Here is a 22872-nt window from a genome sequence, read left to right on the forward strand (position 1 = left end):
TGAGGATCGTGCACAGACCCGGCACACCCGAAGGTGTCCCAAACACAGCCACCATAAAACTGCAGGCAATTGAGTGCCGGCAGCATACAGCGGACGCGTCTTCACGATCCATTCAGGTGACCAAGCCCGAGCCGCTGATTTGCCAGCGACAGTCACGACTATAGATTTGTGACCTCAAGCCGCGATAGGCGACAAAGAGTCGTGGCATGTAGGAACGGGATGAAGATCTCATCGGGCGTTCCTACCGATCTTTCTTCGTTTTTCAACGTAAATGCTGATACGCCGAAATATCCAGCAAGCTGGTTGCCAGGCCGGTTGCCGGCTTGTAGATCTCGCCCTTCACGCTGGTGAACGGTACACCTTTGCTGCCCAGCGAAACGTAGCGCTCGCCTTGGTCCAGCTCGGTGAAGTAGGTGTAGGAATGTTTGTGCATCAGTGTGTATTTGGCTTCGTCGCGTGCGATGCCGTTGGTGAGGTTTTCCAGATCGGCCTGGGTCAGATTCAACGTTTTTTGCAGTTGCACGCCCCAGCGTTTGAGGCAGGTTTCGGCGAGGTGGCGAACGATGCGTCCGGGCTCGGACAGCGCTTTCAGATCACTGGCGCCGGTCGGGGCGCCGCCGCTGCTGGTGGCATTGCCGGCCATGGTGGCGTGGCGGCCAGCCATAGGATAGATGTAGGTTTTAGTGCCGGTAGCGGTCTGTGGAATGACGCAGCTGAAACCTTTTGAGCGTTCGTCACGAGCATAGAACGCTACATACTCTTTGACATTGCCCGCGAGTTTGACGCGCTCTTCCTGAAAGTTACCAATGCCTGGCACGGGATCAAGAGCAAAAATATTGACCGGGATGTTTTTCAGCAGACTGTCCTTGAACATTGCATTGGCCAACATGTGGCAACTGATGCCGCCCCGGCTCCAACCGACGAGATTGACTTGAGTCGGAATAACACCATCCTTACGGTGGGTTTTGATGATTCCTTCCTGTAATTGCTGCTGGGTAATGCTGCGATTACCGTAATTATATTTGCGCCAGAACCAGGAGCCCTCGACTTTTACATCTTCGATCGGAATGCCGGCAGCTTTCAGGCGATTGTATTCGGCTTCAGTCAGTTGCTCGCGTTGCCAGTCGCATTTGCCCTTGATGATATTGAGCGCATGCAACACGTTTTCTTCCCAGCCCTTGCCGAACAAGGTGCCGCTCATGCCGTATTCCTTGGTCTTGGTAAATAGATCGTCGGCCTGCAGGTTGCCGCTGCCGGGGCCATCGACCACGATCCACTCGGCAAACTCGTAACCCGTATGATTGGCAGCCAAGGTGGAAATCAGTTCGCCGTTCCAGAAGTTTTCGTGGGTGACGTCGAATTTATTGGAACCAGTTCCGCAAAAAAATATAGTTAAAACAGTCATTGTGTTGCTCTCGGTTAAAGTAAGAGCCAACAACTTAGGTCTTTTATAGCTGTTTATTAAAGCATTCTGTTGTTTCTGGATTTTAGTTGTTTTCAGTGTCGGTCTGGTTGTTGGGGTTTATGTTTTGCTACTTCGAGCAAGTCACAGCCATCCTGCACTAGTAAATAAAGAGCATTGACGATGTTAGGTATATCTTTCACGTCGGCCTGTTTGAAACATAAACAGTAAAGGGTTTCCAGCAGGTCGCTGGCGGCACGCAGTCGCTGGTCAGCGGCATCAAGCAGATCGCGATGGCTGGAGTGAGTATCGATGACCAATACGGGATTTTCGTTGTAGCAAGTCTTCAAAGGGCGATAGCGGGTAATCATGGTGAGGCTTGTCCTTTACAAAGGCACTCGGGCGGGGCTGATTCAGTGGTCAGTCGCGCCGGCCACTATAGAAGTGCGTGGCGAGCACTCACAAGAGCGCCGCAATGGACGCCGTTCGTAGGGGATTTTCCGAGGGCCGGGCATATGCCCTACAAGGTTTTGCGGTTTTTTCGGGGTGAAACCCCTAGCGCAGAAATTTCCCACAGGATTCACAGGCGTTTCTTGGCAGATCTATGTATGGTGCGCGCCAGAATCTGTAGGACGTTTCCAAACGTCCGATACGCGCTTAAAGGGAATTGAGTATGCAGTGGCTACGTATGGCCTCGATTTTATTGCTGTGGGCCAGTGGTTGCCGTTTGGCCATGGCGTCTGATGCCGGCAACGGCTGGATGTTTGCCGACCTCGAACGCACCGGTTGGCCCGATGCGCTCTCCAGCCAGACTGGCATCGATACCGCCTCGCGCGCCGAGGTGTTGATGTTCGGCAGGGCCTTGCTCGCCAGTGAAGCGCTGGACGAGGCAGGGCTGGAGCAGCGACTGGGTGTGCCGCATGTGCAGCTCAAGTCGATCAGGCAGGTGCGTGACGGTCTGTGGAATCGTTTGCTGAGCACCTATCGCAACGCCAGCGTTGACTGTGACGGGCAGCCGTTCTGCCCGCGCGTGCGCAGTGTTGCGGAACTGCGGCAATTGGCGGCGGCCTTCACCGGTGACATCAGCCCGGCTCATGCGTTGTGGGCGAGCAAGAGCCAGGGCGTGCATGAGCAGGTGTTGAACGAGCAACTGCGAGTGGCGGTTTTGCGGCCCTGAACGGGTAAGTTTGTATCGCTGTTTTGTGCCCCTTCGCGAGCAGGCTCGCTCCTGCAGTGGACCGAGTTGTCTGCGCTATTGGCTGTATCATCCCGTATTGAATTGACCCCGGCCTTTTCTCGACTCGCTGCGATCGCCCGCTAGGCTGTTGGCATCACAGCGGTCAACGGAGTGACAGCGCATGCACAACACCCTGGAACAGGTTTTCGGTTATCCACAGTTTCGACCCGGGCAGGAAGCCGCGATCAGCGCGGTACTGGCCGGGCGCTCGGCGGCAGCGATTTTCCCCACCGGGTCTGGCAAGTCGCTGTGCTATCAAGTACCGGCACTGTTGCTGCCACATCTGACCCTGGTGGTCTCGCCACTGTTGGCGTTGATGCAGGATCAATTGGCATTCCTCAAGGGTCACGGCATCAGTGCCGGCAGCATCGATTCGGCACAAAGCCGCGATGACGCCAATGATGTGATGGCTCGCGCCCGTTCGGGTGAATTGAAGATCCTGATGATCTCGGTGGAGCGCCTGAAGAACGAGCGTTTTCGCAATTTTTTGCAGCAGGTGCCGATCTCGCTGCTGGTGATTGACGAGGCGCACTGCATCTCGGAGTGGGGCCACAACTTCCGCCCCGACTACCTGAAGCTGCCGGACTACCAGCGTCAGTTCAATATCCCGCAAACCCTGCTGCTGACGGCCACGGCGACGCCGAAAGTCATCGCCGACATGCAAGACAAATTCGCCATCGCTGCCGACGATGTTGTGACCACCGGTTTCTATCGCCCAAACCTCAATCTGCTGGTGGAACCGGTGCGTGGCCAGGACAAGCGCCGGCGGCTGGTGGAGTGGATGAGCGAGCGCGCGAGCCAGCCGAGCATCGTCTACGTCACGCTGCAGAAAACCGCCGAGCACATCGCCGAACATCTGGGGCGCAACGGCATACAGGCCGAGGCTTATCACGCCGGGTTGCCCAACGATCAGCGCGAGGCGATCCAGAAGCGCTTCATGGCCGGGCAGTCCAATTGCATAGTCGCAACCATTGCGTTCGGCATGGGCATCGACAAGAGCGATATCCGCAACGTGGTGCATTTCGACCTGCCGAAATCCATCGAGAACTACAGTCAGGAAATCGGTCGCGCCGGACGGGACGGACAGCCGTCGGATTGCCTGGTGCTGGCCAACCGCGACAGCCTCAACGTGCTGGAAAATTTCGTCTACGGCGATACCCCGGAGCGCGAGGGGATACGTTGTGTGCTGGAGGAAATGCAGGCTGCCGCAGCTGAAGGGCAGTGGGAGTTTCTGCTCGGGCCGTTGGCGGATCAGAGCAACATTCGCACGCTGCCGCTGAAGACGTTGTTGGTGCAAATGGAGCTGCGCGGCCTGATTGCTCCGCGCTATGCCTATTACGCCGAGTACCGTTTCAAATACCTGCTGGAGCCGGAAGCGTTGCTTGAGCGTTTCGAGGGAGAGCGCAGGGAGTTTGTCGCGGCCATCATTCACACCTCCAGCCGCGCACGTACCTGGGCCACGGTGAATTTCGAGGCGATGTACACGCAGTATTCGGCTGAACGCAATCGGGTGGTGACGGCGCTGGATTATTTTCAGGAGAAGGGCTGGGTCGAGCTTGAGAGCAAGCAGATGACCGAGGTCTACAACGTGCTGCACAGCGATTTCGACAGCGCTGTGCTGAGCGCCGAGTTGCACGAGTACTTCACCCGGCATGAACAGACTGAAGTCGCGCGGATTCACGCCATGCTCGAACTGTTCGCCACTGAGCGCTGCCTGGGTTATCGCCTGGCCGAGTACTTCGGCGACCACAATGCGCCCGAGCACTGCGGGCACTGTTCGGTGTGCCACGGTGATGTCGCGCGGCTTCCGGCACCTCCCGAGTTGCCAGCGCTTGTGGATAAGAACTTCGCGGCGTTGTGCGGTGATTTTATCCACAGGCACGAACAGCACACCGGCCATGTGCCGACGGCGGAGCGCCTGACGCGTTTTCTGTGCGGGATCAGCGTGCCGCTGTTTACCAAGTTGAAGGCGCGGACGATCTCGGGGTATGCGGCGCTGGAGCAGTATCCGTACGCGGAAGTCCGCAGTTGGGCTGACAATCATCTGCTCGAGTAAATACAAACCCTGTGGGAGCGTGTGATGCCATGGCGGCCTGTATCCATGCGCTGAATGTCGCTCATCACGGTAATAAACTTCAAAAACGCCCGGTGCCTGACTATGGTGAAGGCTGTCTTCGGATCGCCAACAAGAGAACAACATGAGCCAGACATCCATCGATATTCAGCAAGCTGCCGTGATCGGCGCGGGCACCATGGGCCGCGGTATTGTCATGTGCCTGGCCAATGCCGGCATCGCCGTGCAGTGGGTCGATAACAATCCACAGATGCTCGAGCAGGCGCTGTCCACCGTGGCCGATACCTATGCGCACAACGTGCGACAGGGACGGATCGACCAGGCCGAGGCCGATGCGCGGATTGCCCGTGTCAGTGCGGCGGCAGACTATGTGGCGATCCGCAACGTCGACCTGGTGATCGAAGCGGTGTACGAAAACCTCGCGCTCAAGCAGAAGATCTTTCGCGAACTGGATGGCCTGCTCAAGCCTGAGGCGTTGTTGGCGAGCAACACCTCGGCACTGGATATTGATGCGATTGCCGCTGCAACAAAACGTCCATCGCAAGTGCTCGGCCTGCATTTCTTCAGCCCCGCGCACATCATGAAACTGCTGGAAATTGTACGTGGCGCGCAGACGTCGCCAGCCGCACTGGAAGCGGCGCTGGTGCTGGGCAAACGCATGGGCAAGGTCAGTGTGGTGTCGGGCAACTGCCACGGTTTTATCGGCAATCGCATGTTGCATCCGTATGTACTGGAGGCGCGCAAGATGCTGCTCGAGGGCGCTTATCCACAGCAGGTCGATACGGTTTTGCAGGGCTTCGGTTTCGCCATGGGACCGTTCCGCATGTATGACGTCGTGGGCATCGATCTGGAATGGCGCGCGCGCGAATTGGCCGGCAAGGGGCAGGATGCGCCAGAGGTTCAGGTCGACAACCGTTTATGCGAACTGGGGCGTTTCGGGCAGAAGTCCGGCAACGGTTATTACCACTATGAGCCGGGCAGTCGTCAGGCAGAGCATGATCCCGAGGTCGATGCGCTGATATTGAGCGTCAGCGAAGGCCTCGGCTTTCAGCGCCGGGAGATTGGGTCCGAGGAAATCCTCGAACGCTGCCTTCTGGCGCTGGTCAACGAGGGCGCGAAAATTCTGCAGGAAGGCATTGCCGAATCGGCGCATGACATCGATCAGGTGTACCTCAATGGCTACGGCTTCCCGGCGGACAGAGGCGGCCCGATGGCCTGGGCGGACGATCAGGGGCTGGCGGACATTCACAAGCGCTTGCTGGCGCTGGAGACGCGACAGGGCGATCAATGGCGGCCGGCGCCACTGATTGGCGAGCTGGCGGCGCGAGGCAAAGGTTTTTACCTTTAGACTGGACAGATAACTCAAGGAGTCGATACCGATGTCCAGCACCATGGCGCAACGCGCCGATTACCCGCATTTCCAGCCGATCACCACCCGCTGGCACGACAACGATGCTTATGGCCACATCAACAACGTCACCTACTACAGCTTTTTCGATACTGCCGTGAACACTTACCTGATTCAGGTCGGTGGCCTGGATATCCACGACGGCGAGGTAGTGGGTTTTGTCGTGAGTTCATCTTGCGATTATTTCGCCTCGATCGCTTTCCCGGACCTGATCGAGATCGGTCTGCGGGTCGGCAAGCTGGGTAACAGTTCGGTGCAATATGAACTGGCGGTGTTCAAGGTCGGTGAAAGCGAGGCGTGTGCGGCGGGGCGTTTTGTCCATGTATTCGTGGACCGGACGAGCAATCAGCCGGTGCCGATTCCAGGCAGATTGCGTGACGCGCTGGAGCGTCTGGTGGTTTGAACCAGAGCAAAAAAAATCGCAGCCCTTGGGCTGCGATTTTTGCTTTCGCGCTTAACGCAACGGATTAGTCGCGATAGTAGCGGTGATGCTTGCGGTGGCCATAAGCGTGGCCACGGCCAGGGTGACGGTCGCGATAGTAGCGACGGTCGTCACGGCCGCGATCGTAATGACGACCCTCGTCATTGCTCTGGTTACCCATGTAGTTGCCCAGCGCGCCACCGGCTCCGCCACCTGCTGCGGCACCGATCAGGCTGCCGGTGGTGCCGCCCATGCTGCGGCCGACCACGTTACCGCCGGCTGCGCCCAACGCACCGCCAATGGCCGCTTCGCCACGGCTGTGTTTGTTGGCGCCGACCGCGCTACCACCCGCGCCGCCCAGGGCTGCGCCAATGGTTGAACCTGTGCTGCCGCCTAAAGACTGACCGACGACCGAGCCAAGAACCCCGCCCAATGCGCCGCCCACACCTGCTTCGGTGGTGCCTCCGGCAGAAGCGAAGCCACTGACCAGGCCAAGGGACAACAAGAGAATCGAGGAGAACTTCATAGAGGAGCCTCAAAGGGATGACGGCGCCGATCCTGAGGCTGTGTAACAAGGCTGACAATCGAAATCCGACGAATAACACGACTTGTATACAATTATGCAAGTTGCTGTTTTGTATGCGGAACTTAAGCGATTTTCGCCGGTCTTTAGCTACTTCGGACAGGCCGCTTTTGAGAAAAAGCGGCCTTTTTTGTGGGCGTTGGAAGGGTGCAGGGTACAAAGATTTTTGTTGAATGTGCCACCGCTTTCGCGAGCAAGCCCGCTCCCACATTTGAAATGCATTCCAATGTGGGAGCGGGCTTGCTCGCGAAGGGGTCAGTCCAGGCAACGCTTTACGCAGATTTGGCCATGATCAACCCAGTCTCACTCGCCGCCTCCAGGCGGATCGCAATGAACTTCGACGTCGGCGTATGGCTGCCATCCCCGGTGCTTTCCAGCGGCACCAGCGGATTCACTTCCGGGTAATAAGCCGCGGCCTGCCCCGCCGGAATATCAAACGCGAGCAAGGTAAAGCCCTTCACCCGACGCTCACGGCCATCGTCCCAGATCGACACGATGTCGGCCTTCTGTCCCGGGCGGAAGCCCAGACGAATGATGTCGGCCTCGTTGGCGAACAACACATCGCGCTGGCCCTTGACCCCACGGTAACGGTCGTCGAGGCCATAGATCGTGGTGTTGTACTGATCGTGGGAGCGCATCGATTGCAGGATCAGATCCGGCAGTTGCCCGGTGGCGCGGGTACGCTCGTGCACCAGATCCTTGGGCAGCATGTTTGCGCGGAAATTGGCCCGGCCCGACGGGGTGTTCCACTTGCGTGCACCGGCACTGTTGCCGAGGTAGAAACCGCCCGGGTTCTTGACCTTTTCGTTGAAGTCCTTGAAGCCCGGAATGGTATCGGCGATCAGGTCGCGGATGCGCCGGTAATCGGCCACCAGCCAGTTCCAGTCCACCGGTTTGCTGCCCAGCGTGGCGGCGGCGATGCCGGCGATGATCGCCGGTTCCGAGCGCATCTGGTTCGACAGCGGCTGCAGCTGGCCATTTGAGGCATGGACCATACTGAACGAGTCCTCCACGGTGACCGCTTGCGGGCCTTCGGCCTGGATATCGATGTCGGTTCGACCCAGGCACGGCAGGATCAGTGCGTCTTTACCGTGGGCCAGGTGGCTGCGGTTGAGCTTGGTGCTGATCTGCACCGTGAGGTCGCAGTTGCTCAGCGCCGCGAAGGTACGCGGGCTGTCCGGCGTGGCCTGGGCGAAGTTGCCGCCCAGACCGATGAAGACCTTGGCGCGGCCCTCGGCCATGGCGTGAATCGCCTCGACCACGTTGTGCCCGTTGTCACGCGGCACCTTAAACTGGAAACGCCGCTCAAGGGAATCGAGGAACGCCACCGGCGGACGCTCGTTGATACCCATGGTGCGGTCGCCCTGCACGTTACTGTGACCGCGCACCGGACACAGGCCGGCGCCCGGCTTGCCGACGTTGCCGCGCAGCAACATCAGGTTGGCGATTTCCTGGATGGTCGGCACCGAATGGCGATGCTGAGTGATACCCATCGCCCAGCACATGATGACGTTCTTGCCTTTGGCGTACATGCGCGCCGCTTGCTCGATCTCCACCAGAGTCAGGCCGGACTGCGCGACGATCTGCTCCCACGGCGTGTCATCGACCACGCCGAGATACTCCAGCACGTTGGCGCTGTGCGCATTGAGGAAGTCATGATCGAACACTGCCGGCGTGCCGGCCTTCTGCGCATCGCGCTCCCACTGCAAGAGGAACTTGGCCATGCCGCGCAGCACCGCCATGTCGCCGCCCAGTGCCGGACGGAAGTACGCGGTGTTGGTCGGCTTGTCGCCGTTGGTGAGCATTTCGATCGGGTGCTGCGGGTGCTGGAAACGTTCCAGGCCACGCTCTTTCAGCGGGTTGATACACACCACTTGCGCGCCGCGCTTCACCGCTTCACGCAGGGGTTCAAGCATCCGCGGATGGTTGGTGCCGGGGTTCTGGCCCCAGACGAATATCGCGTCGGCGTGTTCAAAGTCGTCGAAGGTTACGGTGCCTTTGCCGACGCCAACACTCTGTGCCAACGCCACACCGCTGGCCTCGTGGCACATGTTTGAGCAGTCGGGGAAGTTGTTGGTGCCGTAGGCGCGCACGAACAGCTGATACAGGTACGCCGCTTCGTTGCTGGCACGGCCCGAGGTGTAGAACTCGGCTTGATCCGGACTCGACAGCGCTTGCAGGTGTTTGCCGATCATTGCAAAGGCATCGTCCCAGGCGATGGGTTTGTAGCGGTCGGTCTCGGCGTCGTAGACCATCGGCTCGGTCAGGCGACCCTGATATTCGAGCCAGTAGTCGCTCTGCTCCAGCAACGAGGTCACGCTGTGTTTGGCGAAGAACTTGCTGTCCACCCGACGCTTGGTCGCTTCCCAGTTCACCGCTTTGGCGCCGTTTTCGCAGAACTTGACCATGCCGCTTTCCGGCGAATCGCCCCAGGCGCAGCCCGGGCAGTCGAAGCCGCCGTTCTGGTTGGTCTTGAGCATCATTCGCAGGTTTTTCAACGCGTTGTCGCTGGTCAACCAGGCTTGGGCCACGCTGATCAGCGCACCCCAGCCGCCGGCTGCACCTTTGTAAGGTTTGTAGCGCGGGACCAGGTTTCTGGTCGGCTTGATGATGTTGGCTCACGCTTGATTCTCCATCGCTGGGCTGTAGACCCGCGGCGCATTCTTCTGCGGCAGGTGGATGAGATTGAGGTTGTGGCGACGGGCCCATTGCACGGCAAGGCCCGTGGGCGCGGACAGGCTGACCAGAGTCTGGATGCCGGCGCGTAAAACTTTCTGGATCAATTCGAGACTGCAACGGCTGGTGACGATCGCCAGACCGCCTTCTGTGGAAATCTTCTGGCGGATCAGCCCGCCGATCAGTTTGTCGAGGGCGTTGTGCCGGCCGATGTCTTCACGGCCCAGCAACAGTTCACCGCTGGCGTTCATGAACACCGCCGCGTGGACCGCGCCGCAGTGCTGACCGAGCGGCTGGAACGCGCCGATGCGCTGGCGCAGACCGTCGAGCCATGCGGCGGGCGGCAACGGTGCGCCGGGCAGGACTTGCAGATCGGGCAAGGCTTGCTCGACGGCTTCAACGCCGCACAGACCGCAACCGCTGGTGCCGGCCAGTTGTCGGCGCTGCTGCTTGAGGTTCCAGAACGCGCGGTTGGCGATGGTCACCTGCGCGTATTGCGCCGAGCCCGCGCCGGTCAGTTGCAGGTCATAAATGTCGCTGGCGTCTTCGATGATGCCGCTGCCAAGGCTGAAACCGACGATGAAATCTTCCAGATCCGTCGGCGTCACCAGCATCACCGCCTGACTGATGCCGTTGTAGGCGATCGCCAACGCGACTTCCTCGGCGAGCGCGGTGCTGGCCGATTCCACGAGGGGCAGATCGCTGTAGCTGTAGGTCTGGCTGGCGGCGGGCGCGGGCGTTTCGAGTGCAGGCGCCGCGCAAGTTGGGCGCTTGGCGTTCATGGCATCACCGACGGATTGATCAACGCTAAGACTAGGCGCGGCAACTTGTCGCGTCTAATCGGTACTGTCGATCTATTGATAGATGGCGTCGATCAAGCGGCTGCCGGGTCATTGGTCGGCCCGGAACCGGGTTGGTCTGGTGTGGTCTAGGCTTGGACGTCTGGAATCCCAATCAAGGAGTGTGCGCTATGAGTCTGTTGAGCTTTGTGAAAGAGGCCGGTGAAAAGCTGATCGACCTGCTGACCCCGGGTAATGCCAATGCCAGCGAGCAGTTGAAGGAACATATCGACAAGGTCGGTCTGGGCAACCCAAATGTTCAGGCGACTGTGGACGGCGACAAAGTCACGGTTAAGGGTGAAGTCGCGAGTCAGGAGGAGAAAGAAAAAATTCTTCTGACTTTGGGCAACATTGCCGGGATTGGCAGTGTTGACGACCAGATTACGGTGACAGGGCCAGTAGTGGTGGCTGCGGAATTTGTCGAGGTGAAGGCAGGTGACACGCTCAGTGCGATCTCTCTGCGGGTTTATGGCAATGCCAACCAGTACCAGAAAATCTTCGACGCCAACAAACCGATGCTCAAGGATGTGAACAAGATCTATCCGGGCCAGAAGCTTCGTATTCCGAAGTAATAACCACGCTGTGGCGAGGGAGCTTGCTCCCGTTCGGCTGCGCAGCAGTCGTGAACATTTGGGACAGCTTCACGGCCCATCGGGAGCAAGCTCCCTCGCCACAGTGATGTTGCTAGAGTCCCCGAATCAAATCGCGGTAGTCTTCAACCGCCGCAAACTCGGCGGTGTCCTTCGGCCCCTTGCGGCTGTCCGGCTCTTTCACCGCCAACAAATGCGTCACGCCAAATTCCCGCGCACTACGCAGAATCGGCAACGTATCGTCGATGAAAAGACTGCGTGCCGGATCAAAATCGATATCCGCCTGCAAGGCATCCCAGAACTGCGGGTTCTCCTTGGGATAACCGTAATCGTGGGAGCTGATCAGCCGCTCGAAGTACGGCGCCAGCTCGATCCGTTCCAGTTTCAACGACAGTGAATCGCGGTGGGCGTTGGTGATCATGATCACCCGTTTGCCGGCTTTTTTGATCGCCTGCAGAAAGGTGTCTGCATCCGGACGCAGCGCGATCAGGTGCGCGGTTTCCAGTTTGAGTTCACGCACCGAGAGCTTCAGTTCGGCACTCCAGAAATCCAGGCAGTACCACTGCAGTTGCCCGGCATGGCGCTCGAACAGCGGCTGCAACTCCATGTCGGCCATGGCCCGGCTCACCCCGTGCAGATCGGCGTAGCGTTGCGGCAGGTGTTCCAGCCAGAAATGGTTGTCGAAGTGCAGATCCAGCAGGGTACCGTCCATGTCCAGCAGGACGGTATCGATGTCAGACCACGGTAAAGAAGGCATGGCAACGTCTCGAGCGGTAGAAAGATATCCGACACAAACAATCGGGAAAGCCGCGTTATAGTAGCGCGTTCACGCCAAGGAGCTTTGCATGCGCCAGAAACCCACTGTACTCGCCCGCGAGATCGTCGCCACCAGTCGTCTGTTTTGCGTCGAAGAACTGAAGCTGCGTTTTTCCAATGGCGTGGAACGCACTTACGAGCGTCTGGTCGGCAAAGGCGCGGGTTATGGCGCGGTGATGATTGTGGCGATGCTCGACAGCGAGCACGCGGTGCTGGTCGAGGAATACTGCGGCGGCACTGACGAGTACGAACTGTCCCTGCCCAAAGGCTTGATCGAGCCGGGTGAAGATGTGCTGGCAGCGGCCGAGCGCGAACTCAAGGAGGAGGCCGGTTTCGGTGCGCGCCAGCTGGAGCATCTGACCGAGTTGTCGCTGTCGCCCGGTTACATGAGCCAGAAGATCCAGGTGGTGTTGGCCACCGATTTGTACGAGGAGCGTCTGGAGGGCGACGAGCCGGAGCCGATGCGCGTCGACAAGGTCAACCTGCGTGAACTGGCGGCGCTGGCGCAAAACCCGCAGTTTACCGAAGGCCGTGCCCTGGCGGCGCTGTATCTGGCGCGTGATCTGCTGACGCAGCGCGGGTTCTTTCAGTCATGAGTGAGATGTCGATGAAATTTTCCCATCCGTTGATGGCGCCGGTGGTTGAGCTGGCGTTGCAGGCTGGCGAGGCGATTCTGCCGTTCTGGCGCTCTGGCGTGGAGGTCACCGCCAAGTCCGATGATTCACCGGTGACCGCAGCGGACATGGCCGCGCACCATGTCATCGTCGCCGGGCTGACCGCGCTGGACTCCAGTATTCCGATTCTGTCCGAGGAAGACGCCAACATTCCGCAGAGCGTGCGTGCCGGGTGGCAGCGCTGGTGGCTGGTGGATCCGCTGGATGGCACCAAGGAGTTCATCAGCGGCAGTGAAGAATTTACCGTGAACATCGCCCTCATCGAAAACGGGCGGGTGGTGTTTGGCGTGGTGACGATGCCGACCAATGGCCGCTTCTATGTCGGCGGTGCCGGTCTCGGCGCGTGGCGTGGGGACAAAGGTGGTTCGCCGGTGGCGATTCAGGTGCGTGAGGTGCTCGCGCCCGGTGAGGCGTTCACTGTGGTGGCGAGCCGTCGGCACTCGAGTCCGGAGCAAGAGCGGCTGCTTGCCGGTCTGAGCGCCAGTTTGGGCGAGTTGCAACTGGCAAACATCGGCAGTTCGTTGAAGTTTTGTCTGTTGGCTGAAGGGGCGGCGGATTGTTATCCGCGATTGGCGCCAACTTCGCAGTGGGACACCGCGGCGGCGCAGGGCGTGCTCGAAGGTGCTGGCGGCGAAGTGTTGGATCTGCAGGGCGAAGCGTTCTGTTATCCGGCGCGGGAATCGCTGCTCAATGAGTTCTTTCTGGCGTTGCCGGCGAAGGCGGCGTGGCGTTCAAGATTGCTGGAACTGGCTCGGGGGTAAGTGGGTGGATTCTCGATTCCCCTCACCCCAGCCCTCTCCCGGAGGGAGAGGGGGCCGATTGGGGGATGCTGGTGAGGTTCACCGACTTGAGCCAGTTCTACTGAATCCATAATCGCTGCCGATCTTTCAGGTCGATGCCTGACGCAAGACGCCTCGGTCAGTCCCTTCTCCCTCCGGGAGAGGGTTAGGGTGAGGGGCTGTTGACGTTCAGCGGTGCAGAACGTATTGCCCGCTGAACGTCACTGCATTCTCATCACTGCCGGCGTTGACGATTCGCGTATTGAGCGTCAACCGTGCGCGCCCATAACGCTGATACATCGCCAGAAACTTCTTCCAGACCGCCGCTTCCGGTGGCGGACAAATCGCTGTGGCATCATCGGTCACGGGCAGCGGATAACTGATCTGGCCTTCCTGAATCACGATGTGCCCGTCGTCGATGCCTTCTTCCTTCAGGCGCAAATGCAGCCAGCCCCAGCCCGCCAGCACCGCGCCGCAGTAGAGACTGCCGCCGAACATGGTGCTCTTGTGATTGACGTTCGGCTCCAGCGGCAGGTGCAGGCTCAACTGCTGCTCGTGCCAGGCGAGGACCTTGAGGCCCATCTCGCGGGTCAGGGGAATGTCGTGATGCAGCACCGACTCCAGATAGCGACTGTCGCGGCTCATTCGGCTTCGTCTCCATGGGCGTTACTGTCGGCGAAATTCAAGCCGTGCTTGCGCAGTTTGTCGTGCAGGGTCTTGCGCGGAATACCCAGGGCTTCGGCGAGGCTGCGCACCGAACTGTGCGAGCGCGCCAGCTCGGCGGCAATCAACGACTTCTCGAAGTTTTCCACTTGCTCGCTCAGGCCACCACTGATGACTTCCACGCTGGTGCCGCCGCCTTCGTTTCCACTGTTATCCAGCGCCAGTTCCAGACCGAGGGCGAAGCGCTCGGCAGCGTTCTGCAGTTCGCGCACATTGCCCGGCCAGGTGTGGCGCAGCAGCAATGCGCGTTGCGCCGGTTGCAGTTCGTGAGGCGGCAAACCGTGGCGGGCGCTGGCTTCATCGGCGTAATGCTGGAACAACACCAGCGCGTCCTCGCCGCGTTCGCGCAGTGGCGGAATGCGCAGCGGTGCAACGTTCAATCGATAGTACAAGTCGGCGCGAAAACGCCCTTGATCGGCAGCCTGACGCAGGTCTTCCTTGGTCGCGGCGATGACGCGGATGTCCAGCGGGATCAACTGATTGCCACCCAGACGTTCGACCACGCGCTCTTGCAGCATGCGCAGCAGTTTCACCTGCACGTCCATGCTCATGCTTTCGATTTCATCGAGGAACAGCGTGCCGCCGTTGGCGAATTCGAACTTGCCGATCCGGCGTTTCTGCGCGCCGGTGAACGCGCCCGGCTCATGCCCGAACAGCTCACTTTCGACCACCGATTCGGCCAGCGCCCCGGCGTTGATCGCCACGAACGGGCCGTTGCGCCGGCTCGACAAATCGTGCAGCGCGCGGGCCACGACCTCTTTACCGGCGCCGGTTTCACCGAGGATCAGCACGTCCGCCTTGGTCGCCGCCAGCGCGCCGATCTGCTCGCGCAGGCGCAGCATCGGCGCCGAGTGGCCGACCAGGCGTGCGCTCAGTTCGTTGCGATCGCTCAGGGCCAGGCGCAGGCTGCGGTTGTCCAGCACCAGCCGGCGCAGAGCCAGGGCGCGGCGCACGCTGTCGAGCAGCGCGTCGCTGGCGAACGGTTTTTCCAGAAAGTCATAGGCGCCGGCACGCATCGCCTGCACCGCCAACGGCACGTCGCCGTGGCCGGTGATCAGCAGCACCGGCAGCTCCGGATCCTGAGCATGCAATTCGCTTAACAGTTCCAGGCCGTCCATGCCCGGCATGCGGATGTCGCTGACCACCACGCCGGGCCAGTCACGCTCCAGTTGCCCGGCCAGACCTTTGGCTTCGGACAGCGGATGGATTTTCAGCCCGGCCAGGTCCAGGGTCTGGCCGAGGGCCTGACGCAGGTGCGGATCGTCGTCGATCAACACCACCTGAATGCGATTGTCGATGGTCATGCACTTCGATCCTCGGACGGTTGCAGGCTGACCCCGGGCGCACCGGCGCGCAGCCGCAGGGTGATCAAGGCGCCACCTTGCTTGTGGTTGGCGAACGACAGTTCACCGCCGAAGGCGCGCATCAGGGTTTCACAGATGGCCAGCCCCAGGCCAAGGCCCTGAGTGCGGGTCTTGGTGGTGTAGAAGGGCTCGCTGGCGCGGCCGAGGGCTTCCATGCAAAAGCCCGGGCCGTTGTCGCGAATGTACAGATTGACGCCCTCGGCCGTGGATTCGGCACTCAGCCACAGTTTGCGCGGCGGGCCTTTTTCGGTCAGCGCATCGAGGGCGTTGGCCAGCAGATTGCCGAGCACCTGACGCAAACGGGTTTCCCCGGCCTCGACCCACAGCGTGGCGGCGGGCAGGTCGCGGATCAGCTCGACTTCCATACTGCGGCGCCGTTTGGCCAGCAACGCCAGCGCATCGTCCAGCGCCGGTTGCAGAGCCACGCTTTCCGGGGCATGGCGGTCGCGGCGGGCGAAGGCACGCAGGTGAGCGATGATCGAGGCCATGCGCCCGGTCAGTTCGCTGATCAGTTTGAGGTTGCCACGGGCGTCGTCGGTGCGTTGATGATCGAGCAGCACTTCGGCGTTTTCCGCATAGCTGCGGATCGCCGCCAGCGGCTGATTGAGTTCGTGGCTGATACTCGCCGACATCGTACCCAGCGCCGAGAGTTTGCCGGCCTGGACCAGATCGTCCTGGGCGCGCACCAGTTCCTGCTGGGCCTGTTCGCGCTCCAGCACTTCCTGCTTGAGTCGGCGGTTGAGGCCTTCCAGATCGCTGGTCCGCTCGGCCACCCGACCTTCCAGTTCACGACGGGCCTTGGCTTCGAAGGCGATGCGTTCCAGGTAATGCCGGCGACGCTGCATCATCAGCCCCAGCAACAGCATCACCACCAACAGCGTGGCGCCGCCGATTGCGACCACGGTGCGCACCGGACGATCGATCAGCGTGCGCGGGGCAAGAATACTGACGCTCCAGCCGGTTTCGGCGATATCGACGGTTTGGGTCAGCCAGGCGCTGTCGCTGAGGTTCAGCGGACGTGGCTCGCGGGTCGGATAAGGCAGGATGGCGGTGATTGCCGAGCGCTCGGTGTCGCTCAAAATGCGGGTTGAACGAAAGCGCCATTCCGGGCGCGAGGTGAGAATCACCACGCCGTTGTGGTCGGTCACCAACAGTTGTTCCGGGGTTTTGCCCCACAGGCTTTCGGTGTGATCGAGGTCGACTTTGATCACCAGCACGCCGATGATTTTTTCGCCGTTGCGCACTGCGGCGGCGAAGAAATAACCGCGTTTGGCCGAAGTGGTGCCGAGGCCGAAAAAGCGTCCCAGACGCCCAGCCATGGCTTCGCTGAAATACGGACGGAAAGCGAAATTGCGTCCGACGAAACTGTCGTGTTTGTCCCAGTTCGACGCCGCGAGAGTCTGGCCGCTGGTGTCCATCAGGTACATGACCTCGGCGCCGGTCTGTGCGGCGATGTTTTTCAGCAGGCGATTGGCGTTGCCCTGGGTGACACCGTCGTCCGGTGCACCGAGCACGGCGCGCAGGGCCGGCAGGTCGCCGAGAATCTGCGGCAACACTTCATAACGGTGCAGGGTGCCCAGCAGGTTGGCGACGTAGAGGTCGAGGGTCTGGCGGTTTTGCCCGGCCAGTTCGCTGCGGTAATAGCGCTCGGCCAGATGCTCCAGCGGCCACAGTAGCGGCGCCAGACACAGCGCCAGCAGGGCGAGGCTGCGCCAGCGGGGTCTGCGGGGAAGGGTAGGTTTCATGAGCCGGATGCGCCTGAGTGAACAGGCGCATTATGCCTAGGCCTCAGGCGAAGACGTCAGCGTCCTTGAGCAGTGCGCCGACCTGATCCTTGGCCGACAGCTTCGGCGCTTCGTCCAGTTGCCAGTCGATGCCCAAAGCAGGGTCGTCCCAGCGAATGCTGCGTTCGGACGATGGATCGTAGTAGTTGGTGGTCTTGTAGAGGAATTCGGCGAATTCGCTCAACACCACGAAACCATGGGCAAAGCCTTCCGGAACCCACAGTTGACGGTGGTTCTCGGCCGACAGGCGTACAGCAACCCACTTGCCGAAGTGCGGCGAGCTGCGACGGATGTCCACGGCTACATCGAGCACTTCGCCGGCGGTCACCCGAACCAGTTTGCCCTGGGTATTTTGCAGCTGGTAATGCAGGCCGCGCAGCACGCCTTTCTGCGAGCGCGAATGGTTGTCTTGAACGAACTGGGTGTCGAGCCCCGTCGCATCCTGGAACGCCTTGGCATTGAAACTCTCGTAGAAGAAGCCGCGCTCGTCACCAAATACCTTGGGTTCGATGATCAGAACACCGGGCAGATCGGTGGTGATTACATTCATGAGGTTTTTTCCAGATAGGGGTGAATGGCCGACATTCTTGCGCAAAGTGCCGAAGGATGCGAGCGCTTGAATATCTCCGGTCGGGGGTTGCGCATCCACTGCAGCAATGGCGATATAGGCACCTGATAAAATCTCAGGGGTCGTCCCATGCCGCTCGCCACGTTGATTCATCGCGCCAGTTTGCCCAGCCCGCAGGTTTCTGAAGCGCAGGCCCGGCAGTGGTTGGCCGAGCATTACGGGCTCAGCGGCACGCTACAGGCGCTGGGCAGTCAGCAGGACCTGAATTATCGGGTCGACAGTGAGCGTGGGCGCTTTGTCCTGAAAATCTGCCTCGGCGATTATGCACTTGTGGAGTTGCAGGCTCAGCATGCAGGCCTCAAGTACCTTGCCGAGCATTCGTCGGTGCACGTGCCCAAAGTGGTCCCGGCCAGTAACGGCGAGGATCTGTTGTCGCTGGAAGCCGACGGCGAGCCGGTGCACGTGCGGTTGCTGGATTACATCGAAGGCCAGCCGCTGACCCATCTTGAGCATTTGGGCCATGACGTGGTGGCCGGATTCGGTCGGTTGTGTGGCGAGATGGACCTGGCCCTGGCCGGCTTCGATCACCCGGGCCTTCAGCGCACGCTGCAATGGGACGCCCGCCACGCCAGTGCGCTGATCAGCCATCTGCTGCCGGTGATTCAGGATGAGCGCCAGCGCACCTTGATCGCGCATGCCGCCGAACAGGCCGAACGTCGCTTGCAGCCGTTGCAGGACAAGCTGCCGGTGCAGGCGATCCACATGGACATCACCGACGATAACGCTGTCTGGCAACGCGATGCCAAGCGTCATTGGCAATTGCAGGGCGTGATCGACTTCGGTGATCTGGTGCGCACCTGGCGTATCACCGATCTGTCGGTGACGTGCGCGGCGCTGCTGCACCATGCCGGCGGTGATCCGTTTGTGATTCTGCCGGCGGTGCAGGCCTATCACGCGGTCAATCCGCTGCAACACGAAGAGTTGCAGGCGCTGTGGCCATTGATTGTGGCGCGGGCGGCGGTGCTGGTGCTCAGTGGCGAGCAACAGGTCAGCATCGACCCGGGCAATACCTATAGCCGCGACAACCTTGGCCACGAATGGGAAATTTTCCACGTGGCCACTTCTGTACCCCTGGCGCTGATGGAAGCGGCGATCCTCACGTCAGTCGGCCAGCGTCTGCCGACGGTCGGCAGCGAGGGTTTTGCGCCACTGTTGCCAGAGCTGGTCGGGCGCGAATTTGCGCTGATCGACCTTGGTGTCCTAAGTCCGCATTTCGAGGCGGGCAACTGGGAGCAGGAGGGTATCGATCAACGACTGCTCACTGAAGCCGCGGCCGCGCATGGCCTGGCGGCCAGTCGTTACGGGCAATATCGCTTGTCGCAGACGCGAGTAGACAGTGCCGTCGAACCGGAGACTTTCCCGCTGCACGTTGAGTTGCGCGTGCCGCAGGGCTCGGCGGTGGAAGCGCCGTTTGCCGGTGTGCTGCATCACGCGGCGGATGGTGTGTTGCAACTCGACGGACCGCAGCTCAGCGTGCGGCTGAGGGGCGTGAACGCCTCGCTGCACAGCGGCGCGGCGCTGGTCAAAGGTCAGGTGCTGGGTGCGGTCAGCGGCCCGTTGATTGTGCAGGTGAGCCGCGTTGCATCGCTGGATGCGCCGTTGTTCTGCAGCCCTTCGCGCGCTGCGGCGTGGCAGGCGTTGTGTCCGTCGCCGGCAGCACTGCTGGGGCTGTCCTGCGATGCCGAGCCGGAGCTGGATGCGAAAACCTTGCTCGAACGACGCGATGCCAGTTTCGCCCGCACGCAAAAACATTATTACGTCGACCCGCCGCGCATCGAGCGTGGCTGGCGCAATCACCTGATCGACATGCAGGGCCGTTCCTACCTCGACATGCTCAACAACGTCGCGGTGCTCGGCCATGGTCATCCGCGCATGGCCCAGGTGGCGGCGCGGCAGTGGTCGCTGCTCAACACCAACTCGCGCTTCAACTATGCGGCGGTGGCGCAGTTCTCCGAACGCTTGCTGAAGCTGGCGCCGGAAGGCATGGATCGGGTGTTTCTGGTCAACAGTGGCAGCGAGGCCAACGACCTGGCGATCCGTCTGGCGTGGGCCTACAGCGGCGGGCGCGACATGCTCAGCGTGCTGGAGGCTTATCACGGCTGGACGGTCGGCGCTGATGCGGTGTCGACCTCGGTTGCCGACAACCCGCGCGCGCTGGAAAGCCGCCCGGACTGGGTGCACCCGGTGACCGCGCCGAATACCTACCGTGGCGAGTTTCGCGGCCTCGATTCGGCGCCGGACTATGTGCGCAGCGTCGAAGCGCAACTGGCGCATATCGCCGCGCAGGAGCGCCAATTGGCCGGTTTCATCTGTGAACCGGTGTACGGCAACGCCGGCGGAATTTCCCTGCCGCCCGGTTATCTGAAGCAGGTTTACGCATTGGTGCGGGCCCAGGGCGGGGTGTGCATCGCCGACGAAGTCCAGGTCGGTTACGGGCGCATGGGTCACTTTTTCTGGGGCTTCGAAGAGCAGGGCGTGGTGCCGGACATCATCACCATGGCCAAGGGCATGGGCAACGGCCAGCCGCTCGGCGCCGTTATTACGCGTCGGGAAATCGCCGAGGCGCTGGAAGCTGAAGGCTATTTCTTCTCGTCGGCCGGCGGCAGTCCGGTGAGCTGCCAGGTCGGTATGGCGGTGCTGGATGTCATGGAAGAAGAAAAGCTCTGGGAAAACGCCCAGGTGGTTGGCGGGCATTTCAAGACGCGGCTCGAGGCGTTGATCGATAAACATCCGCTGGTCGGCGCGGTGCATGGTTCCGGGTTCTATCTGGGGGTAGAGCTGATCCGCAACCGCGAGACGCTGGAGCCGGCCACCGAGGAGACCACGTTGTTGTGCGATCGCCTGCGCGAGCTGGGGATCTTCATGCAACCGACCGGGGATGACCTGAACATTCTCAAGATCAAACCGCCGATGGTCACCTCGCGGCGCAGCGTCGACTTCTTTGTCGACATGCTGGATCGGGTACTCGAAGAAGGTTTGTAAACGCTGCTTTTGTGGGAGCGGGCTTGCTCGCGAATACGGTTCTTCATTCAAAGGTGATATCGACGGATGTGCCGCCTTCGCGAGCAAGCCCGCTCCCACATGGGGGGCAGTGCTAATTCGATTTGTATCGGTATTTAACTGTTTTTTTTAGACGAGCGTCATTTTAAAGCATTTAAAATACGATATTTATCGGTTATAAAGTCGCCATCGCTTTGTAACCCTTCGACGGTTCCCTGGAGTCCTGATCCGATGACCACTTTGAAAAGTACCCCGCGTGACGATGGCTTCTACATGCCGGCCGAGTGGGCGCCGCAGACCCAGACCTGGATGATCTGGCCTGAGCGTCCGGACAACTGGCGCCTGGGTGGCAAGCCGGCGCAGGCCGCGCACGTTGCAGTGGCCAAGGCCATCGCCCGTTTTGAACCGGTGACGGTTGCCGTGTCGGCCGGTCAGTACGAGAACGCACGCGCACGTCTCGACGTGCCGAATATCCGCGTGGTCGAGATGTCCAGCGATGATGCCTGGGTACGTGATACCGGCCCGACGTTCGTCATCAACAACAGCGGCGAAGTGCGCGGTGTGAACTGGGACTTCAACTCATGGGGTGGTTTTGAAGGCGGTCTGTATTCGCCGTGGAACCGTGATTCGCAGGTCGGTGGCAAGATTCTCGAAATCGAGCGCAGCCCGCGTTATCGCACCGAAGGTTTTGTGCTTGAAGGCGGTTCGATTCACGTCGACGGCGAAGGCACGCTGATCACTACTGAAGAGTGCCTGCTCAATCACAACCGCAACCCGCACCTGGGCCGCGAAGAGATCGAAGCGGTGCTTCGCGACAATCTGTCTGTGGATAAGATCATCTGGCTGCCGGATGGCCTGTTCAACGACGAAACCGACGGTCATGTGGATAACTTCTGCTGCTACGTGCGCCCGGGCGAAGTGCTGCTGGCGTGGACCGACGATCCGCAGGATCCGAACTACCCGCGCTGCCAGGCCGCAATGAACGTGCTGCAAAGCAGCACCGACGCCAAGGGGCGCCCGTTCACGGTGCACAAGATGCCGATTCCGGGGCCGCTGTACGCGACCGAAGAGGAGTGCGCCGGTGTCGATCCGGTCGACGGTACGCAGGAGCGCAACCCTTCCGTGCGTCTGGCCGGTTCCTACGTGAACTTCCTGATCGTCAACGGCGGCATCATCGCGCCGAGCTTCGACGATCCGATGGACGCGCCTGCGCGGGAAATCCTGCAGAAGCTGTTCCCGCAACACGAAGTGGTGATGGTGCCGGGCCGTGAACTGTTACTGGGCGGCGGCAATATCCACTGCCTTACCCAACAACAGCCAGCCCCGCACAAAGAGTGAGTTGAGACGTAACAGCTTGAGTTGATTCATAAATCGGCCAGGCAAAGATTAGCTTGCTACACATTCAAACAAGCCCGCGGCCCTGTTGGACCGCGGGCTTGTTTGTATCCGCCTGTCGACAAATCGGAAACCTTGGCATAGCTCTTGTATCGGACAAAGTGCACTAGGGAGAGGGGGGAACTTCAACAGTTCTGTCATATACCTTGGATAACGTAGCCGCTCACGAACGGGGAGAGAGCGCTGAAATGAACGCCGAAGTGAACGTAGTCAGCGAGCGGACTTTGCATCCCATGGCCGTCAACGGCGAATCGCTCCAGATTGTCGCGCACTTTTTGAAGTCCAATGGAACGCGTCAGATCAGGGAACCTGATCCGCGCCGGATGATGATCGAGCGCTACCCCGCTGGCCTGTTCAGCGAGGCCGAACTGGAAGCGTTATGGGCTGTAATGGAAGGATAAGAAGAACAACAAGGATTGGTAAAAGCGCTGCCGGGATGGCGGCGCTTTTTTATGCACGATGGAAACCATTGCGAACAT

The 22872-nt window shown here is 60.5% G+C and carries 20 protein-coding genes; 10 read left to right on the forward strand and 10 right to left on the reverse strand.

Annotated features, from left to right (window positions below):
• Positions 1–262: 262 nt before the first annotated feature.
• Both E3Z29_RS03955 and E3Z29_RS03960 read right to left on the reverse strand, forming a co-directional pair.
• Positions 263–1405 carry a hypothetical protein gene (locus tag E3Z29_RS03955; RefSeq protein WP_134785192.1) on the reverse strand — a complete coding sequence of 381 codons (1143 nt, stop codon included), beginning with the start codon at positions 1403–1405 and terminating at the stop codon, positions 263–265.
• A gap of 92 nt (positions 1406–1497) precedes the next feature.
• Positions 1498–1773 (reverse strand): hypothetical protein, encoded by a 276-nt coding sequence (locus tag E3Z29_RS03960; RefSeq protein WP_098966695.1) that lies wholly within the window; start codon positions 1771–1773, stop codon positions 1498–1500.
• Between the two features lie 302 nt (positions 1774–2075).
• On the opposite strand from E3Z29_RS03960, the gene E3Z29_RS03965 reads away from it, so the two are divergent.
• From E3Z29_RS03965 to E3Z29_RS03980, 4 genes are all read left to right on the forward strand, one after another.
• A complete protein-coding gene (locus E3Z29_RS03965; protein WP_134785193.1) occupies positions 2076–2579 on the forward strand; it encodes a polysaccharide deacetylase in 504 nt (167 codons plus the stop codon).
• 181 nt (positions 2580–2760) lie between these two features.
• The gene (locus E3Z29_RS03970; protein ID WP_134785194.1) at positions 2761–4695 is read left to right on the forward strand and encodes an ATP-dependent DNA helicase RecQ; all 1935 of its coding nucleotides are present in this window, start codon (positions 2761–2763) and stop codon (positions 4693–4695) included.
• A gap of 142 nt (positions 4696–4837) precedes the next feature.
• On the forward strand, positions 4838–6061 hold the full coding sequence (locus E3Z29_RS03975) for a 3-hydroxyacyl-CoA dehydrogenase (RefSeq protein ID WP_134785195.1): 1224 nt from the start codon (positions 4838–4840) through the stop codon (positions 6059–6061).
• 31 nt (positions 6062–6092) lie between these two features.
• On the forward strand, positions 6093–6524 hold the full coding sequence (locus tag E3Z29_RS03980; protein ID WP_097086913.1) for a thioesterase family protein: 432 nt from the start codon (positions 6093–6095) through the stop codon (positions 6522–6524).
• Positions 6525–6588: 64 nt separating this feature from the next.
• Here the strand turns inward: E3Z29_RS03980 and E3Z29_RS03985 are convergent, their stop codons facing one another.
• The 3 genes from E3Z29_RS03985 to fdhD all read right to left on the reverse strand — a co-directional run bounded on the left by E3Z29_RS03985 (position 6589) and on the right by fdhD (position 10583).
• Entirely contained in the window at positions 6589–7068 is a 480-nt protein-coding gene (locus tag E3Z29_RS03985; protein ID WP_027611218.1) for a glycine zipper domain-containing protein, read from the reverse strand.
• Positions 7069–7397: 329 nt separating this feature from the next.
• Complete coding sequence (locus tag E3Z29_RS03990; RefSeq protein WP_372241216.1) at positions 7398–9716, reverse strand: FdhF/YdeP family oxidoreductase; 2319 nt, start codon at positions 9714–9716, stop codon at positions 7398–7400.
• A 27-nt stretch (positions 9717–9743) separates the two neighbouring features.
• Complete coding sequence (fdhD, locus tag E3Z29_RS03995) at positions 9744–10583, reverse strand: formate dehydrogenase accessory sulfurtransferase FdhD (RefSeq protein ID WP_096796718.1); 840 nt, start codon at positions 10581–10583, stop codon at positions 9744–9746.
• A gap of 188 nt (positions 10584–10771) precedes the next feature.
• On the opposite strand from fdhD, the gene lysM reads away from it, so the two are divergent.
• Positions 10772–11212, forward strand: a complete 441-nt coding sequence (gene lysM / locus E3Z29_RS04000) for a peptidoglycan-binding protein LysM (RefSeq protein ID WP_098966705.1) — start codon at positions 10772–10774, stop codon at positions 11210–11212.
• 112 nt (positions 11213–11324) lie between these two features.
• Here lysM and yrfG read toward each other — a convergent pair whose 3' ends face one another.
• Entirely contained in the window at positions 11325–11987 is a 663-nt protein-coding gene (gene yrfG / locus E3Z29_RS04005; RefSeq protein WP_134785196.1) for a GMP/IMP nucleotidase, read from the reverse strand.
• Between the two features lie 88 nt (positions 11988–12075).
• Here yrfG and nudE point away from each other — a divergent pair, with 88 nt between their 5' ends.
• Both nudE and cysQ read left to right on the forward strand, forming a co-directional pair.
• A complete protein-coding gene (gene nudE, locus E3Z29_RS04010) occupies positions 12076–12642 on the forward strand; it encodes an ADP compounds hydrolase NudE (RefSeq protein WP_047600934.1) in 567 nt (188 codons plus the stop codon).
• A gap of 5 nt (positions 12643–12647) precedes the next feature.
• Positions 12648–13481 (forward strand): 3'(2'),5'-bisphosphate nucleotidase CysQ, encoded by an 834-nt coding sequence (gene cysQ, locus E3Z29_RS04015; RefSeq protein WP_134787543.1) that lies wholly within the window; start codon positions 12648–12650, stop codon positions 13479–13481.
• A gap of 207 nt (positions 13482–13688) precedes the next feature.
• Here the strand turns inward: cysQ and E3Z29_RS04020 are convergent, their stop codons facing one another.
• From E3Z29_RS04020 to rfbC, 4 genes are read right to left on the reverse strand one after another with little or no spacing between them, the layout of a single operon-like run.
• Positions 13689–14144 carry a YiiD C-terminal domain-containing protein gene (locus tag E3Z29_RS04020; protein ID WP_134785197.1) on the reverse strand — a complete coding sequence of 152 codons (456 nt, stop codon included), beginning with the start codon at positions 14142–14144 and terminating at the stop codon, positions 13689–13691.
• Positions 14141–15526, reverse strand: coding sequence for a sigma-54 dependent transcriptional regulator (locus tag E3Z29_RS04025; protein ID WP_134785198.1), 1386 nt, complete (start codon positions 15524–15526; stop codon positions 14141–14143). The genes E3Z29_RS04020 and E3Z29_RS04025 overlap by 4 nt, the downstream gene beginning before the upstream one ends.
• A complete protein-coding gene (locus E3Z29_RS04030; RefSeq protein ID WP_027611227.1) occupies positions 15523–17331 on the reverse strand; it encodes an ATP-binding protein in 1809 nt (602 codons plus the stop codon). The genes E3Z29_RS04025 and E3Z29_RS04030 overlap by 4 nt, the downstream gene beginning before the upstream one ends.
• A gap of 43 nt (positions 17332–17374) precedes the next feature.
• Entirely contained in the window at positions 17375–17920 is a 546-nt protein-coding gene (gene rfbC / locus E3Z29_RS04035; protein ID WP_103368291.1) for a dTDP-4-dehydrorhamnose 3,5-epimerase, read from the reverse strand.
• A gap of 147 nt (positions 17921–18067) precedes the next feature.
• Here rfbC and E3Z29_RS04040 point away from each other — a divergent pair, with 147 nt between their 5' ends.
• The 3 genes from E3Z29_RS04040 (at position 18068) to E3Z29_RS04055 (ending at position 22794) form a co-directional block, all read left to right on the forward strand.
• Positions 18068–20980, forward strand: coding sequence for an aminotransferase (locus E3Z29_RS04040; protein WP_134785199.1), 2913 nt, complete (start codon positions 18068–18070; stop codon positions 20978–20980).
• Positions 20981–21229: 249 nt separating this feature from the next.
• Positions 21230–22336 carry an agmatine deiminase gene (gene aguA, locus E3Z29_RS04050; protein WP_007961848.1) on the forward strand — a complete coding sequence of 369 codons (1107 nt, stop codon included), beginning with the start codon at positions 21230–21232 and terminating at the stop codon, positions 22334–22336.
• Positions 22337–22581: 245 nt separating this feature from the next.
• Positions 22582–22794: a hypothetical protein gene (locus E3Z29_RS04055; protein WP_007961849.1), complete on the forward strand. Its 213-nt coding sequence runs from the start codon at positions 22582–22584 to the stop codon at positions 22792–22794.
• Positions 22795–22872 lie beyond the last annotated feature (78 nt).

The organism is Pseudomonas sp. S150 (assembly GCF_004526365.1).
Taxonomy (GTDB): domain Bacteria; phylum Pseudomonadota; class Gammaproteobacteria; order Pseudomonadales; family Pseudomonadaceae; genus Aquipseudomonas; species Aquipseudomonas putida_A.